The sequence below is a fragment of the Pantoea stewartii genome, assembly GCF_011044475.1.
In the GTDB taxonomy this organism is placed as follows: Bacteria; Pseudomonadota; Gammaproteobacteria; order Enterobacterales; family Enterobacteriaceae; genus Pantoea; species Pantoea stewartii.
The window spans coordinates 874,337-888,361 of sequence record NZ_CP049115.1; the positions used below are offsets into that span (position 1 = coordinate 874,337).

A 14,025-nucleotide genomic window follows, 5' to 3' on the forward strand; every position below is an offset into this window, starting at 1 on the left:
AGGAGTGGTAAGCATGTACGCTAAGTCCGGTATTCAGGCCTATGCGCAGGTAGGTGTGGAAAGCGCCGTATTAAGCGCCAGCCCACATCAGCTGGTCGTGCTGCTTTTTGATGGCGCCCTGAGCGCCATGAAAAAAGCTGCCATTTTAATTGAGCAAGGCGATATTCCCGGTAAAGGTAACGCCTTATCTAAGGCCATTAATATCATTACTAACGGGCTGCGCGCAGGCCTGAACCATGAGGTTGGCGGTGAAATTTCCGCTAATCTCGACGATCTGTATGAATATATGACCCGTCGTCTGTTACAGGCTAACCTGAACAACGACCTTGAGGCCATTACGGAAGTCGAAAGCTTACTCAATAATATTGCGGATGCGTGGAAACAGATTGGCCCTAATTACCAGCCACAGCAGGATACCTTTTAATGAGTCATCCACTCGAGCTGCTAAAAGGATATCAACACTTACTCACGCTCAGTAATGCCATGCTGGAAAATGCCCGGCAGGGACAATGGGATGAGTTGCTTAGTTGCGAATCAACTTACGTTAGTAGCGTCGAGCGTGTTGCGCGTGATAACGATGCCAGTGCGCTGTCAGCATTACAGCGGGCACAAATTCGCCCGGTACTTGAGCAAATTCTGAAGAATGAAACCACGCTGAAGACGTTGCTGGGTGAACGTATGAGCGAACTGCGCTCGCTGGTCACGACCTCAACGCAGCAACACAACATTGTCTCTTCTTACGGCAAGATGGCGGGTAATATCCTTTACCCAAAAGACCAGTAAAGGCCGACTTATGCGGGTAAACACTCTTTTTTTAGTTTACCCGCGTAATTTCTTCACTCTTATCCCATACTTCCAGTTCCCTCTCCTCTGACTGGACGTTTGTCATGCACAACCCAACCCTTTTGCAGTTTTTCCACTGGTATTATCCCGATGGCAGCACGCTGTGGCCGGAAGTCGCAGAAAAAGCGGCCCTGCTTAATGACATCGGCATCAACATGGTCTGGCTGCCCCCTTGCTATAAAGGCGAGTCCGGTGGTTACTCGGTGGGTTATGACAGCTACGATCTCTTCGATTTAGGCGAGTTTGAGCAAAAAGGCAGCGTCGCCACCAAATATGGTGATAAGCAGCAGTTGCTGGCTGCCGTCAATGCGCTGCGCAGCCACAACATTGGCGTGCTGCTGGATGTGGTTCTCAACCATAAAATGGGCGCGGACGAGAAAGAACAGGTGAGCGTAAATCGCGTTAACCCGGATAATCGTGATGAAATTTATCCCGAGGTCGTGGAATGCGAAGCCTGGACAAAGTTTACGTTTCCGGCGCGGGCAGGCGAATACTCGACATTCATCTGGGATCATAAGTGTTTTAGCGGGGTCGACCATATTGAAAATCCCGATGAAAACGGCGTGTTCAAAATTATCAACGATTACACCGCTGAAGGCTGGAACGACCAGGTGGATAACGAGTTAGGTAACTTTGATTATCTGATGGGCGCCAATGTTGATTTCCGCAATAAGGCGGTGAGCGAAGAACTCAAATACTGGGCGCGCTGGGTCATGGAGCAGGTCCCCTGCACCGGCTTTCGTCTGGACGCGGTAAAACATATCCCGGCCTGGTTTTACAAAGACTGGATCGAACATATTCAGGACGTCGCTAACGAACCGCTGTTTATTGTGGCGGAATACTGGTCCTTTGAAACCGAAAAGTTGCAGGAATATATCAATCAGGTGGAAGGCAAAACGCTGCTGTTTGACGCCCCGCTGCATATGAATTTTCATCAGGCGTCTAAAGCCGGCAGCGATTATGACCTGAGCAAAATTTTTGATAACTCGTTGGTATTAGCCGACCCGTGGCATGCCGTGACTATCGTGGCCAACCACGACACACAGCCGCTGCAGTCTCTGGAAGCGCCCGTTGAAGCCTGGTTTAAGCCGCTGGCTTATGCGCTGATTCTGTTGCGCGAGCAAGGCGTTCCGACCATTTTTTATCCGGACCTGTTCGGTGCCCACTATGAGGATGAAGGCGGAGACGGTGAAATGCATCAGGTCGATATGCCGGTCATTCCTGAACTCGAAGGGCTGATTCGTGCCCGTCAGCAATTTGGCTGGGGCGCGCAAACCGATTACTTCGACCATCCTAACTGCGTCGCGTTCAGCCGCAGCGGAACCGCTGAAAAGCCGGGCTGTATTGTGATCATGTCGAATGGCGAAGCGGGGGAAAAACAGATTTCAATGGGAGAAGGATATGCCGGGAAAGTATGGTATGACTATCTGGGACATCAATCCGATACCGTTACGACGGACGACGCCGGCAGCGCCGTGTTTCGCTGTAATGCAGGCAGCGTGAGTGTCTGGGTTGTTGAGGCATAAAACCACAGGTCCGCTGCTTTTTCTGGCGCGGTAACAGCCTGCGCATCAGCGCAAAGCGGTCCTTAAGACCGCTTTGCGTCATTTATTTGTTCAGAACCGGACGCATAATCTCGGGTTCGATATTCTGAATCACATCCACACCGGGATGTTGGGCCGCTTCCTGTAAAGCTTTCTGGCATTCCACCGTGGGTCGATCGACCTTACGCAACGTAAGCCCGTCGTAATCCAGCTCACCGCCATCCAGATCCAGTGTCATGATGCGTAACTGACGCGTAACATTGACATAATCGCCATTCAGCTGCGTCAATTTGCCTGGCTTCGCAATGACCCGTTGCCACTGCCGGCAATCCAGCGTACTGCCGTCCGCGTTGATAATCAGACTCCCAATCGCCTTGTCGCTAATCAGGTTACTCTGCGGCCCAACCGTCTGCCAGTTGCCTTGTAAATTTGCCGGGGCCGGCGTTTGCACCGCACTTTGATAACTGTTTATTTGTGCGCAGCCACTCAGCGCCAGTGTGGCAATCAGCATCCAGTTTTTCATCTTTGATCCCTAAATCCGGTTAATGGCGGCTACGTTATAATTTTTACTGCCAGATGTGCAAGATATCTGAGGGATGAAATCAACGTAAAGCGCGCTTTTCCTGGATTCATCACGCACCGGGTGATGTTTATTCCCTTCCCTGCCCGCTTTTATCGCTGTGAATGAACCTGTCCACTCCGGCCTGACAAGGGAGGCACAACAGGCTACACTGTCGCCCTGCATTACATCTCAGAGATTTGTCATGAAAACTCCAGAAGCTTATTATGCCCAGGCACGCCAAATGTTCTTCACTGCCCATGCCGATTTTCAGGCCGCACTCGATGAACTGACCGAACAGGATGCCCGTGCCGCCAATATGTCCCTGCGTGAATTGCGCGAGTGGCACGCCGAACGCATTTATGCCGCCTTTTTACGCCAGAAAAATCTTGATGGTATGATTTTTTCGATTCAACTGGCAGAGCCGGATAAAGCCGTCGCCGCCGAAGCCATCGAAGCCTATCTCCGATCGCATGCCGAATCTCTGGGAATGAGTTGGGAAGAATTTTGTATTAAGAACGAGCTTTAGCTATACCTCAGCTGTGCGGACAGGAAGAATAACGGCGATGGCGTTGCGCAGCGTCGTGACAACAAACGGTTAATGCCCCTGATACGGCCTCGCTGGCGGCAGAAAACCCCTCTGCCGCCAGCGTTAGCCATCACTCTTCTTGTTCGAGCTTTCCCCTCACCTCAACATACTTAGCCACGGCCAGTAATCGGTTGAGGTGCGTGAGCAACAGATCAATATCAGACTGCATGAACTCTGATGAGGAACGCGATGCCGTGACAATGGCATCCTGCACCGTCTCAGAAATCGTTAACGCATTATCTTGTTTCGCCTGGACTAATAAAGCGGCAACCAGCAATGACTGCGCTTCGACCTGAGCAGTCAGTTCCTTTGCATCGACATCCATTTTTGCCAGTTTAAGCAGAATATCAATAACCAATTGTCGCATTGCACTTCTCCCGGTGAGTGAGCGCATATATCGTTAAGAGCGCCCTCAGAGTAAACCAGATAAAAATGCTTTTCTACGCGGGACCTAAAAAACGGATTCATGCAAACATCAGCTTGATACTGTTTTTATTTACAGTAAAATGGCAACGCGATTTTGCCCTGAAGGGATGGTTATTATGTTTGTAGAGTTAATTTACGATAAGCGTAATGTCGCGGGCCTGCCAGGGGCGCGCGACATGATATTGGCAGAGCTTGAAAAGCGTGTGCATCGTGTTTTTCCTGACATCGAGGTCAAGGTGAAACCGATGGAACGTAACGCGATAGAAACCGACCTCAGCAAGAATGATAAAGCCACTGTCGCGCGTCTGGTGGAAGAAATGTTTGATGAAGCCGAGTTTTGGCTGGTGGCGGATTAATCCGTTAATCGCCACCCCTCAGTTGGCGGGAGATACCTTAACTCTCCTGCTCACTGTGGTTGATTTCAATTTCAATATCCTGAATGGCTTTCTCCAGATCTTCCAGCAACGTTCCCTGCTTATTCAGTAATGCGTCAATACGGGCCGCATTCCCTTCATCCTTGTATTCACCGGCATCAAAGGCTAACCAATGGGCGGAAAGCGTCTCAGTGTTCGTTTGCGCATAGTGGCGCATTTCTTTCAACTGGGATGCCACGTCACGCAGATAATCGGTTTTGCTTTTGGTTTCGATTGAATCACTCATGCTGTGTTTCCTTTTGGTTGTTTTTCCAATGAAAATATCGTCTGGGGATTTAAAGGTAGGACAATATAGCGGTTTTGCATTAGGAATAATCGGAAGTCACTTTTACAGGACATGGCTTCTTCGCCGTGGTCAGGCGGAAAACGGCGGTGTCATACCCCGTCCTTACGTGATGATAAATATGCTGACGGGTCTCCGCTCACAGCTTTGTTGTGCTGGTCTAGACTTAGAGGACGACAAAGAGGAGCAAACGATGCACAACCAAAGTAACGATAAACGTAAACATGAAGGCGATGTCAGCAAAGGATTACCCGAAGCCGCACCTAATGCGGGAAATGCCTACGAGGAAGATGATCATCCCGCAAACGATGCACCGAAAGATCACGGTGAAGTGCCCAGAAAAAATGATGACAGTCAGGATGATAAAAAGGATCCTTTCAAAGCATCATGACATGTCACCGTCTGCCCACTTAACCGGGGCAGACGGTGATCTGCACCATGCTTTGAAGCCGGTGCAGTCGTTATTTTAAGGCCAGCAGGATGAGAAGCCATACCTCCCTGTTCGTTAACCCAGCTGGCCTGGCATGTGGGCTGCTCGCCTGGCAACGGTCAGGGACGGGCGGGCAACAGGCTTTGGCCCTTTATTCACACGGATCGCAGGCGCAGAAAACCGCCGGATACCGGAGCGGGCCCCCTCTGCACATGATCAGGCTTGCTGATTTAAATAATCGACCAGCATCTCAAGATTAATCCGGTGAGGGCCGTCTGGATAAAAAACATCCTGCGCCGGTCGATGGGCATCGAATAACGGTTGCAGATTCACATCCCGATCCAGCAACTGAATCGTCCCCTCAGTCAGTTTGTAAGAAATCACTGTGCAGGAACCTTCCGGAATTTTATCTATAAAATCTGACTTCCGGTTTTCCGAATAGACTTCATATTTAATCTGCTCACCACTTTTTGAGTTCGTGAGAAGTGTTTGAATTAAGTATCTCATGTTGATATATCCGTGAGCAGAAAGAATGCTGACATTAATATCAGGCGACAGATTTAAACAGTTAAATATTTTAATTAGATTAGAAGAGGAATATTTCCGTTTGATGTGTAACCGGGGATGCAAGCCGCGTGGTGCCTGTTACGCTGCTGTCGCAACCCGCGTCGCCGTTAAGGTAAACAGGTTTTGCTGGCTTACGAATACATACCAGATTACATCTTTTGCTTTCAGTATTTCATTTTTTACTTCCCACCTTCAGGGATATTTTTAGTTATTAAGCTAACTAATTTTTCTTTTAAAAGTCGTAGAAAAATTACAACATTAGAAATGATATTTTTTGACGCAGGAACCGTGCTGAAAATACTTTAGCGGATGGCGTCATGCAGCCGTAACCGGCACAGCGAAAATGTCATAGTGAACGCCTGCACGGAAGCGAAGGATAAAGATGCAGGATATATTTTCTTTCGGCAAGAAAAGGAGAATAAACACCGACAGGTAGATGTCTGAAGTAAAGGGATGATGCAGGTTGTGGTGCGACAATCGCGTCTCAGACGCGGCCCTGACAGGCCCAACTCGGCTACCGCGCGCGGCTGGCATGGCCTGAACGCATCAGGAAAGGTTATCAGGTGTACGATTGCATCGTTGAACACGTATAAAGCAACAAGAAGGCGCTTTTGGTAAAGCCACATTCTGTGTCGCTCTTGTCCCAACTCAACGCCGCCAGGCATATACCTGATAATAAAGACCCGTTTTCCCGACTACACCTGCATGTTCATGATGTCGGTATAGGCCGAAACCAGCTTGTTCCTGACCTGAATCCCCATCTGCATGGAGATAGACGATTTTTGCAGATCGACCATCACATCGTTTAAAGCGACACCGGGTTTCCCCATTTCGAACGCCTGCGCCTGGCTACGGGCAGTGGTCTGGGTTTCGCTGATTTTGTCCAGAGCGGCTTTCATGGTCGCGCCAAAATCGATATGGCTGTTGACCTCATCGCTTTTGTTATTGGCCTGAAGCGAGGTCATCTGTAACTGCTGTAAAACACCGTCGATTGCCTGAATTGACATGGTTGCTACCTCATTAAAAAAGATGAAGATTTTTGACGTGGGGAGAAGTTAACACATTGTCAATAAGACAAAGCCGCTAAATGACGCTAAAAACCGTGGCTTATTCACCCATCGAATTTTGCGTTTCATCAAATAATGCCAGGCATTGAAGTAGAAATTTTATTTAAGCAGGTCAGGGAGTCTGTTTTGCCATCACAACTAACCCGGTCAATTACGTCAGGCAGGAATCGGTCATGAATGCGAGTGCAGCCGCCACACAAAATGAAGAAACGAAAGGCTTTGGTGACCTTCTCGCTCGCCTGCGTGCCAATCCACGTATTCCGTTAATCGTCGCAGCCGCAGCCGCTATCGCTGTGGTTTTTGCGTTGGTGCTCTGGGCCAAAACACCGAACTACAGCGTATTGTTCAGCAACCTGTCCAATGAGGACGGGGGTGCCATTGTCACGCAGTTGACGCAAATGAATGTCCCTTATCGTTTCGCGGATAACGGCGGTGCATTAATGGTGCCGGAAGATAAGGTGCATGAGCTGCGCCTGCGTCTGGCTGAACAGGGCCTGCCTAAAGGTGGCAACGTCGGTTTTGAACTGCTGGATAAAGAAAAGTTCGGTATCAGCCAGTTCAGCGAGCAGGTGAACTACCAGCGCGCACTGGAAGGCGAGCTGGCACGTACTATCGAATCTCTGGGGCCGGTGAAAACGGCGCGCGTCCATCTGGCGATGCCTAAACCAACCCTTTTCGTACGTGAGCAAAAAGCGCCCTCCGCGTCTGTGACGTTAACTCTGCAGCCGGGCCGTGCGCTGGATGAAGGTCAGATTCAGGCCATCACGCACATGGTTTCCAGCAGCGTGGCCGGTTTACCGCCGGGGAACGTGACCGTGGTCGATCAGAGCGGTCATCTGTTAACCCGTTCTGACGCAGTAGGCCGTGATCTGAACGATGCACAGCTGAAATATGCCGCCGAAGTCGAAGCGCGTTACCAGCAACGTATCGAAGCGATCCTTAACCCGATTCTGGGCCAGGGCAATGTCCATGCGCAGGTAACGGCACAGATTAACTTCGATACCAGTGAACAGACGGATGAGAAGTACCAGCCGAACGGCGATCCGAAAAACGCGTCTATTCGCTCTCAGCAGACCAGCACCAGCGAGCAGACGGGCAGCCCTTATCCGGGCGGCGTACCGGGCGCACTGTCTAACCAGCCTGCGCCAGCCAATACGGCCCCGATCAATACGGCCAATAACAATGCGGCCAATGGCCAGAATGCCAATGGTCAGAACAATGCGGCCAATGGTCAACGGACCAGCACAGCCTCTACCAGCAGTGTACCGACCAACTCGCGCCGTGATGATACGGTGAACTATGAGCTGGATCGTACCATTCGTCATACCAAGATGAATGTGGGTGACGTGCAGCGCCTGTCTGTTGCCGTGGTGGTGAACTATCGCGAAGACGATAAAGGCAAAGCAATTGCATTGAATGAGCAGCAGCTGAAGCAGATTGAAGACCTGACGCGCGAAGCCATGGGCTATTCACAGACACGTGGCGACACTGTCAACGTGGTGAACTCGCAGTTTAATACCACCGAGCCTGTATCGACTGAACTGCCCTTCTGGCAACAACAGTCGTTCTTTGATCAGCTGATTAGTGCAGGTAAATGGCTGTTGGTTGCGCTGGTGGCGTTCATCCTGTATCGCAAAATGGTGCGTCCGCATGTTCTGCGTAAGAAAGCCGCAGAGCAGGCCGCTGCAGAAGCTCAGGCTGCCCGTGCTGCTCAGCAGAACGATCAGGAAGCTTACAGCGTCCAGCTCAGCAAAGATGAACTTGAGCAGGAACGTAAATCTAATAACCGCATGAGCGCTGAAGTCATGAGCCAGCGTATCCGCGACATGTCTGAAAACGATCCGCGCGTTGTTGCGCTGGTGATTCGCGAATGGATGAGTAACGAACTATGAGTCTGACCGGTACTGAAAAAAGCGCCATTCTGATGATGACCATTGGTGAAGAACGCGCGGCGGAAGTCTTTAAGCACCTGAACCAGCGTGAGGTTCAGCATCTGAGTGCCGCGATGGCCAGCATGCGTCAGGTCTCGCATAAGCAACTGACCGAAGTGCTGCGTGAGTTTGAAGGCGATGCCGAGCAGTTCGCGGCACTGAGCCTCAACTCGAACGATTACCTGCGCTCCGTGCTGACCCGGGCGTTGGGTGAAGAGCGTGCGTCAAGCCTGCTGGAAGATATCCTTGAAACCCGCGATACCACCAGTGGTATGGAAACGCTCAACTTCATGGAACCGCAGGCCGCAGCCGATCTGATTCGCGACGAGCATCCACAGATCATCGCGACTATCCTGGTCCACCTGAAACGGGGTCAGGCTGCCGATATTCTGGCCTTGTTTGATGAGCGCCTGCGTCATGACGTCATGCTGCGTATTGCTACCTTCGGTGGTGTGCAGCCGGCAGCGCTGGCAGAACTGACCGAAGTCCTTAACAGTCTGCTCGACGGTACCAACCTCAAGCGTGCGAAGATGGGCGGCGTGAGAACGGCGGCCGAAATTATCAACCTGATGAAAACGCAGCAGGAAGAAGCGGTTATCGAAGCGGTACGCGACTTCGATGGCGAACTGGCACAGAAAATTATCGACGAGATGTTCCTGTTCGAAAACCTGGTGGAAGTGGACGACCGCAGTATCCAGCGTCTGTTGCAGGAAGTGGAATCCGAGCAGTTGCTGATCGCCCTGAAAGGTGCCGAGCAGCCGCTGCGCGAGAAGTTCCTCAAAAACATGTCAGCCCGTGCGGCCGATATCCTGCGCGACGATCTGGCCAACCGTGGTCCGGTACGTATGTCTGCAGTAGAGAACGAACAGAAAGCGATCCTGCTGGTGGTGCGTCGTCTGGCAGAGTCCGGCGAGATGGTAATCGGTGGCGGCGAGGAAACCTATGTCTGATGCATTTTCCGCCCGCCCCTGGCAACTGTGGCAGCCTGTAGAACTGGGGCGTCCTGAAGAGCCCGCGACGATTCAGGCTGAACCCGAAATCGAATTCTTCGAATCAGAAGAAGACGAACAGCAACAGCAGTTTGAGCAGATGCAGCAGCAGTTGCGTAAAGAAGCCCACGGTCAAGGCTACAGCGAAGGCCATCAGCAGGGGTTTAATGAAGGTCAGAAAGCCGGCTATGACGCGGGCTTTCAGCAAGGCCTTGCTGATGCGCAGCAACAGCAGGCTCCCTTACAGGCGCGAATGCAGCAGCTGGTGACGGAATTTCAAAATACGCTGGAATCGCTGGACAGCGTCATTGCTGCCCGCCTGATGCAGCTGGCTCTGGAAGCCGCGCGTTCAGTGATTGGTCAGGCCACTACGGTGGATGGCAGTGCGTTGCTGCGCCAGATTCAGGGCTTACTGCAGCAGGAGCCCATGTTTAGCGGTAAGCCGCAGCTTCGGGTGCATCCTGATGACCTGCTGAGGATTGAACAAACACTGGGGCCAACGCTTGATCTGCACGGCTGGCGTTTACTGGCTGACAATACACTGCACCCCGGCGGCTGCAAGCTCAGTGCCGAAGACGGCGATCTTGACGCCAGCGTGGCAACCCGCTGGCAGGAACTGTGCCGTCTTGCCGCACCTGGAGAGTTTTAATGACCACTCGTCTGAACCGCTGGCTGGGCTCGCTTGATGCCTTCGAAAGTCGTATTGCGCAGGTGCAACCTGTTCGTCGCTATGGACGGCTGACGCGTGCCACCGGCCTGGTTCTCGAAGCTACCGGCCTGCAGTTGCCGCTCGGTTCGACCTGTGTGATTGAACGTAATGACGGTAAAACGATTAGCGAAATTGAAAGCGAAGTCGTAGGCTTCAACGGTCAGAAACTGTTGATGATGCCGCTGGAAGAAGTGGACGGCATTCTGCCCGGCGCGCGCGTTTATGCCCGCACCACCGGCGATAACCCTCATTCAGGTAAACAGCTGCTGCTGGGGCCACAGCTGTTAGGCCGGGTGCTTGATGGCAGCGGCCGCCCACTGGATGGCTTGCCTTCCCCGGAAACGGGCTACCGTGCCCCATTGAACACACCGCCGTTTAACCCTTTACAGCGCACCCCTATTACCGATGTGCTGGACACCGGCGTTCGGGCGATTAACGCCCTGCTCACCGTTGGCCGGGGACAACGTATGGGCTTGTTCGCCGGATCAGGCGTGGGTAAAAGTGTGCTGCTCGGCATGATGGCGCGCTATACCCAGGCCGATGTGATCGTGGTGGGCTTAATCGGTGAACGTGGCCGTGAAGTTAAAGACTTTATTGAAAACATCTTAGGTGCTGAAGGCCGCGCGCGTTCGGTCGTCATCGCCGCGCCGGCAGATGTCTCACCGCTACTGCGTCTGCAGGGTGCCGCTTACGCCACGCGCATTGCGGAAGATTTCCGCGATCGCGGTAAACATGTTTTATTAATCATGGATTCGCTGACACGTTATGCCATGGCGCAACGTGAAATCGCGCTGGCGATTGGTGAGCCGCCGGCCACCAAAGGTTATCCACCTTCCGTATTTGCCAAACTGCCCGCCCTGGTTGAACGCGCGGGTAACGGCATCGATGGCGGCGGCTCGATCACGGCGTTTTATACCGTGCTGACCGAAGGCGACGATCAGCAGGACCCGATTGCTGACTCTGCGCGTGCCATTCTTGACGGCCACATTGTGCTGTCACGTCGTCTGGCCGAAGCCGGCCATTATCCGGCGATTGATATTGAAGCCTCAATTAGTCGTGCCATGACGTCACTGATTGATGAAAACCATTATGCACGCGTGCGCCAGTTCAAACAGTTGCTCTCGAGTTTCCAGCGCAACCGGGATCTGGTCAGCGTCGGTGCCTATGCCGCCGGTAGCGATCCGATGCTGGACAAAGCCATTCAGCTTTATCCGCAGATGGAAGCCTTCCTGCAACAAGGCATTTTTGAGCGCAGTGAGTACGACGATGCCTGCCTGCATTTACATGCATTGTTCGGTTAATTCGCGCGTTTGATATGAGGACATCGTAATGAAAACAGTCAATGCCATTGACACTTTGCGTGACCTGGCGGAACAGGATCTTGAACGCGCCGCCGTGCTGTTAGGCGATATGCGGCGTGGCCAGCAGGCTGCAAACGAGCAGCTCAGTATGTTGCTTGACTATCAGGATGAATACCGCAACAAGCTGAACAGCGACATGTCCAGCGGTATTGCCAGCAACCGCTGGACGAACTATCACCAGTTCATTCAGACGCTGGAAAAAGCCATTGAGCAACACCGCAGTCAGTTGCAGCAATGGAATCAACGGCTTGAACAGGCACTGGTTAACTGGCGTGAAAAACAACAACGTCTCAATGCCTATCAGACGCTGATTACCCGGGCAGAAGAAAATGCATTACGACAAGAAAACCGTCTCGACCAGAAACGGATGGATGAATTTGCCCAACGGGCTGCACTGAGGAAAGGCGAATGATTACGCTGCCAAACATTGCGTTGACAACGAAAACAACCGGCACCGCTGAAACATCGGGGACAACCGATCTGCTGAGCGGTGGCGAGGCGCTACCGAAGGACTTTATCACTACGCTGGGAAATCAGTTGCTTTCCCTGGCGAAACTGCACAGTAAAACCACAGTTGCAGCAGAAAAAAATAGCGTCGCTGATGACGACAGCAAGGTTGCCACGTCGTTGAATGCATTGATCTCTTCGCTGGAAAACCCGACTGCACTCAGTGCGCTGTTTAAACCGGAAAATATTAAAGCCGGTACAAAATCAGCCGATGATAAGGGTGACGCGAAAGAGGCCGCGCTGAACAGCAGCGATATGCAAAATATTCAGGCGCTGTTTGCCATGTTACCGGCAACCGGCTTGCAACAGGCCGTGAAAGACAGCACGACGACGCGTGACGTGGATATGCAACGCGATGCCGGACCGCGTTCGGCCTTATCGGCACTGACGCAGGCGGTGACCACGGCACTGAGCGGTGATGACAAAGACGCGAAAAACAGCAAGGTGCAGGACGCCGGTCGCCTGGCCAGTAACGTTGACCAGGCCAGCCGTGGGGTAACGCCCGCAGCCACGACGCAAACCGCATCGACACCGGCACAGTTGACGACAGACGCCAGTTTTCAGCAGATACTGAGCAGCGTCAACAAGCAGGATGAGCGTCCGATAAACACTGCAGCCAGCGATAATCAGACGATGATTGCCGCGCCGATAACCAGCGCCAGCAGCGTTATGCAACCCTTCACGGCCTCTGCGTCGATGAACACGCCGTCTACGCCGATGCTGAATGCCCACCTGGGTAGCAATGAATGGCAGCAGGCCCTGAGTCAACAAATTGTGATGTTCAGTCGTAACGGCCAGCAGAATGCGGAGTTACGCCTGCATCCAGAAGATCTCGGTGCGATCCAGATCAGCCTGAAACTGAATAACGATCAGGCACAGTTAAATATGGTTTCAGGTCACAGCCATGTCAGGGCTGCACTGGAAGCCGCGCTTCCTCAGCTGCGCACTGCGCTGGCTGAAAATGGTATTAACCTGGGTGAGAGTCAGGTCAGCAGTGACAGTTTCGCGCAAGGGCAAAGCTTCCAGCATCAGCAAGAGGCGCGTCGCGACGGACAGCACGGCAGCTTCTCTCTGACCCAGGACAGTGATAACGACATCACGCCGATTGCCGTACCGCAGGCTCTTCAGGCCCGGTTAAACGGTAAGGGCGCCGTCGACACCTTTGCCTGACAGCGACAAACGCTGAAGGTAAGCGTAAAACCCGTGTCTTTTCTTGCCATTGTTTGACTTAAGACACGCGATAATCTGTTCAGGTGAGCCGAGAGGCTCGCCCATAATTCACAGGAAGTAACTGCTAAAATGTCTGATAACGCGAAAGCTAAAGGTCGCAAACGTAAAATCCTGATTCCAGTGTTGCTGATCGTAACGCTGGCCGCTTGCAGCGTGGCAGGCTATGCAGTCTGGCGAATAATGAATAAACATGAGGGCGATAAGCCGGAGGTCGCGAAAGTTGAACCGCCTCCCGCCCCGGTCTTTTTTGCACTTGATACATTTACGGTTAACCTGGTCAATCCCGACAACGATCCAGACCGTGTACTGTACGTAGGGTTTACTCTGCGTCTGCCGGATGAAGAAACGCGTCGTCGGATGAGTGACTATCTGCCTGAGGTTCGCAGTCGTCTGTTACTGCTGCTTTCTCGCCAGAGCGCTGCTGCGCTGGCGACAGAGCAAGGAAAGCAAGCGCTTGTTGAGCAAATCAAACAGGCGCTGGCACCACCGCTGGTGAAAGGTCAACCTCCGCAGGTCGTAGACGACGTACTGTTTACCGCCTTCATTTTGAGGTGAA

Annotated in this window: 18 protein-coding genes; 13 read left to right on the plus strand and 5 right to left on the minus strand. The window is 52.4% G+C overall.

Annotation, left to right across the window (positions count from 1 at the left end; translation table 11 throughout):
* Window positions 1–13: 13 nt before the first annotated feature.
* From fliS to amyA, 3 genes are all read left to right on the plus strand, one after another.
* A complete protein-coding gene (fliS, locus tag G5574_RS04090) occupies window positions 14–424 on the plus strand; it encodes a flagellar export chaperone FliS (RefSeq protein ID WP_054633605.1) in 411 nt (136 codons plus the stop codon).
* Complete coding sequence (fliT, locus tag G5574_RS04095; protein WP_033742064.1) at window positions 424–783, plus strand: flagellar protein FliT; 360 nt, start codon at window positions 424–426, stop codon at window positions 781–783. The genes fliS and fliT overlap by 1 nt, the downstream gene beginning before the upstream one ends.
* Window positions 784–887: 104 nt before the next feature.
* Window positions 888–2,369 (plus strand): alpha-amylase, encoded by a 1,482-nt coding sequence (gene amyA, locus G5574_RS04100; protein ID WP_033742066.1) that lies wholly within the window; start codon window positions 888–890, stop codon window positions 2,367–2,369.
* Between the two features lie 82 nt (window positions 2,370–2,451).
* On the opposite strand, the gene yedD is transcribed toward amyA, so the two are convergent.
* Entirely contained in the window at window positions 2,452–2,910 is a 459-nt protein-coding gene (gene yedD, locus G5574_RS04105; protein WP_006119487.1) for a lipoprotein YedD, read from the minus strand.
* A 241-nt stretch (window positions 2,911–3,151) separates the two neighbouring features.
* Here yedD and G5574_RS04110 point away from each other — a divergent pair, with 241 nt between their 5' ends.
* Window positions 3,152–3,475, plus strand: coding sequence for a DUF6388 family protein (locus tag G5574_RS04110; RefSeq protein ID WP_006119488.1), 324 nt, complete (start codon window positions 3,152–3,154; stop codon window positions 3,473–3,475).
* 130 nt (window positions 3,476–3,605) lie between these two features.
* Here G5574_RS04110 and iraP read toward each other — a convergent pair whose 3' ends face one another.
* On the minus strand, window positions 3,606–3,902 hold the full coding sequence (iraP, locus tag G5574_RS04115; RefSeq protein WP_006119490.1) for an anti-adapter protein IraP: 297 nt from the start codon (window positions 3,900–3,902) through the stop codon (window positions 3,606–3,608).
* Between the two features lie 175 nt (window positions 3,903–4,077).
* Here iraP and G5574_RS04120 point away from each other — a divergent pair, with 175 nt between their 5' ends.
* Window positions 4,078–4,317 (plus strand): DinI-like family protein, encoded by a 240-nt coding sequence (locus G5574_RS04120; protein ID WP_033742070.1) that lies wholly within the window; start codon window positions 4,078–4,080, stop codon window positions 4,315–4,317.
* 37 nt (window positions 4,318–4,354) lie between these two features.
* Here the strand turns inward: G5574_RS04120 and G5574_RS04125 are convergent, their stop codons facing one another.
* Complete coding sequence (locus tag G5574_RS04125; protein WP_006119493.1) at window positions 4,355–4,621, minus strand: hypothetical protein; 267 nt, start codon at window positions 4,619–4,621, stop codon at window positions 4,355–4,357.
* 250 nt (window positions 4,622–4,871) lie between these two features.
* On the opposite strand from G5574_RS04125, the gene G5574_RS04130 reads away from it, so the two are divergent.
* Window positions 4,872–5,069 carry a hypothetical protein gene (locus G5574_RS04130; protein WP_006119494.1) on the plus strand — a complete coding sequence of 66 codons (198 nt, stop codon included), beginning with the start codon at window positions 4,872–4,874 and terminating at the stop codon, window positions 5,067–5,069.
* Between the two features lie 255 nt (window positions 5,070–5,324).
* On the opposite strand, the gene G5574_RS04135 is transcribed toward G5574_RS04130, so the two are convergent.
* A complete protein-coding gene (locus G5574_RS04135; RefSeq protein ID WP_033742072.1) occupies window positions 5,325–5,615 on the minus strand; it encodes a hypothetical protein in 291 nt (96 codons plus the stop codon).
* A 755-nt stretch (window positions 5,616–6,370) separates the two neighbouring features.
* Window positions 6,371–6,682 carry a flagellar hook-basal body complex protein FliE gene (fliE, locus tag G5574_RS04140; RefSeq protein WP_006119561.1) on the minus strand — a complete coding sequence of 104 codons (312 nt, stop codon included), beginning with the start codon at window positions 6,680–6,682 and terminating at the stop codon, window positions 6,371–6,373.
* Window positions 6,683–6,915: 233 nt separating this feature from the next.
* Here fliE and fliF point away from each other — a divergent pair, with 233 nt between their 5' ends.
* From fliF to fliL, 7 genes are all read left to right on the plus strand, one after another.
* Window positions 6,916–8,634, plus strand: coding sequence for a flagellar basal-body MS-ring/collar protein FliF (gene fliF, locus G5574_RS04145; protein WP_164482098.1), 1,719 nt, complete (start codon window positions 6,916–6,918; stop codon window positions 8,632–8,634).
* The gene (gene fliG, locus G5574_RS04150) at window positions 8,631–9,623 is read left to right on the plus strand and encodes a flagellar motor switch protein FliG (protein WP_006119564.1); all 993 of its coding nucleotides are present in this window, start codon (window positions 8,631–8,633) and stop codon (window positions 9,621–9,623) included. Before fliF ends, fliG begins: the two co-directional genes overlap by 4 nt.
* Complete coding sequence (gene fliH / locus G5574_RS04155) at window positions 9,616–10,311, plus strand: flagellar assembly protein FliH (RefSeq protein WP_033742075.1); 696 nt, start codon at window positions 9,616–9,618, stop codon at window positions 10,309–10,311. Before fliG ends, fliH begins: the two co-directional genes overlap by 8 nt.
* Window positions 10,311–11,672 (plus strand): flagellar protein export ATPase FliI, encoded by a 1,362-nt coding sequence (gene fliI, locus G5574_RS04160; RefSeq protein ID WP_033742076.1) that lies wholly within the window; start codon window positions 10,311–10,313, stop codon window positions 11,670–11,672. Before fliH ends, fliI begins: the two co-directional genes overlap by 1 nt.
* 28 nt (window positions 11,673–11,700) lie before the next feature.
* Entirely contained in the window at window positions 11,701–12,144 is a 444-nt protein-coding gene (gene fliJ, locus G5574_RS04165; protein WP_033742078.1) for a flagellar export protein FliJ, read from the plus strand.
* On the plus strand, window positions 12,141–13,409 hold the full coding sequence (locus tag G5574_RS04170; protein WP_164482099.1) for a flagellar hook-length control protein FliK: 1,269 nt from the start codon (window positions 12,141–12,143) through the stop codon (window positions 13,407–13,409). The genes fliJ and G5574_RS04170 overlap by 4 nt, the downstream gene beginning before the upstream one ends.
* A gap of 129 nt (window positions 13,410–13,538) precedes the next feature.
* On the plus strand, window positions 13,539–14,024 hold the full coding sequence (gene fliL / locus G5574_RS04175) for a flagellar basal body-associated protein FliL (RefSeq protein ID WP_006119574.1): 486 nt from the start codon (window positions 13,539–13,541) through the stop codon (window positions 14,022–14,024).
* The last annotated feature ends 1 nt before the right edge of the window (window position 14,025 follow it).

Excerpts from the sequence above, each read along its gene's own strand:
- fliS (WP_054633605.1), top strand. The coding sequence starts at position 14 with ATGTACGCTAAGTCCGGTATTCAGGCCTATGCGCAGGTAGGTGTGGAA.
- fliT (WP_033742064.1), top strand. The coding sequence starts at position 424 with ATGAGTCATCCACTCGAGCTGCTAAAAGGATATCAACACTTACTCACG.
- amyA (WP_033742066.1), top strand. The coding sequence starts at position 888 with ATGCACAACCCAACCCTTTTGCAGTTTTTCCACTGGTATTATCCCGAT.
- yedD (WP_006119487.1), bottom strand. The coding sequence starts at position 2,910 with ATGAAAAACTGGATGCTGATTGCCACACTGGCGCTGAGTGGCTGCGCA.
- G5574_RS04110 (WP_006119488.1), top strand. The coding sequence starts at position 3,152 with ATGAAAACTCCAGAAGCTTATTATGCCCAGGCACGCCAAATGTTCTTC.
- iraP (WP_006119490.1), bottom strand. The coding sequence starts at position 3,902 with ATGCGACAATTGGTTATTGATATTCTGCTTAAACTGGCAAAAATGGAT.
- G5574_RS04120 (WP_033742070.1), top strand. The coding sequence starts at position 4,078 with ATGTTTGTAGAGTTAATTTACGATAAGCGTAATGTCGCGGGCCTGCCA.
- G5574_RS04125 (WP_006119493.1), bottom strand. The coding sequence starts at position 4,621 with ATGAGTGATTCAATCGAAACCAAAAGCAAAACCGATTATCTGCGTGAC.
- G5574_RS04130 (WP_006119494.1), top strand. The coding sequence starts at position 4,872 with ATGCACAACCAAAGTAACGATAAACGTAAACATGAAGGCGATGTCAGC.
- G5574_RS04135 (WP_033742072.1), bottom strand. The coding sequence starts at position 5,615 with ATGAGATACTTAATTCAAACACTTCTCACGAACTCAAAAAGTGGTGAG.
- fliE (WP_006119561.1), bottom strand. The coding sequence starts at position 6,682 with ATGTCAATTCAGGCAATCGACGGTGTTTTACAGCAGTTACAGATGACC.
- fliF (WP_164482098.1), top strand. The coding sequence starts at position 6,916 with ATGAATGCGAGTGCAGCCGCCACACAAAATGAAGAAACGAAAGGCTTT.
- fliG (WP_006119564.1), top strand. The coding sequence starts at position 8,631 with ATGAGTCTGACCGGTACTGAAAAAAGCGCCATTCTGATGATGACCATT.
- fliH (WP_033742075.1), top strand. The coding sequence starts at position 9,616 with ATGTCTGATGCATTTTCCGCCCGCCCCTGGCAACTGTGGCAGCCTGTA.
- fliI (WP_033742076.1), top strand. The coding sequence starts at position 10,311 with ATGACCACTCGTCTGAACCGCTGGCTGGGCTCGCTTGATGCCTTCGAA.
- fliJ (WP_033742078.1), top strand. The coding sequence starts at position 11,701 with ATGAAAACAGTCAATGCCATTGACACTTTGCGTGACCTGGCGGAACAG.
- G5574_RS04170 (WP_164482099.1), top strand. The coding sequence starts at position 12,141 with ATGATTACGCTGCCAAACATTGCGTTGACAACGAAAACAACCGGCACC.
- fliL (WP_006119574.1), top strand. The coding sequence starts at position 13,539 with ATGTCTGATAACGCGAAAGCTAAAGGTCGCAAACGTAAAATCCTGATT.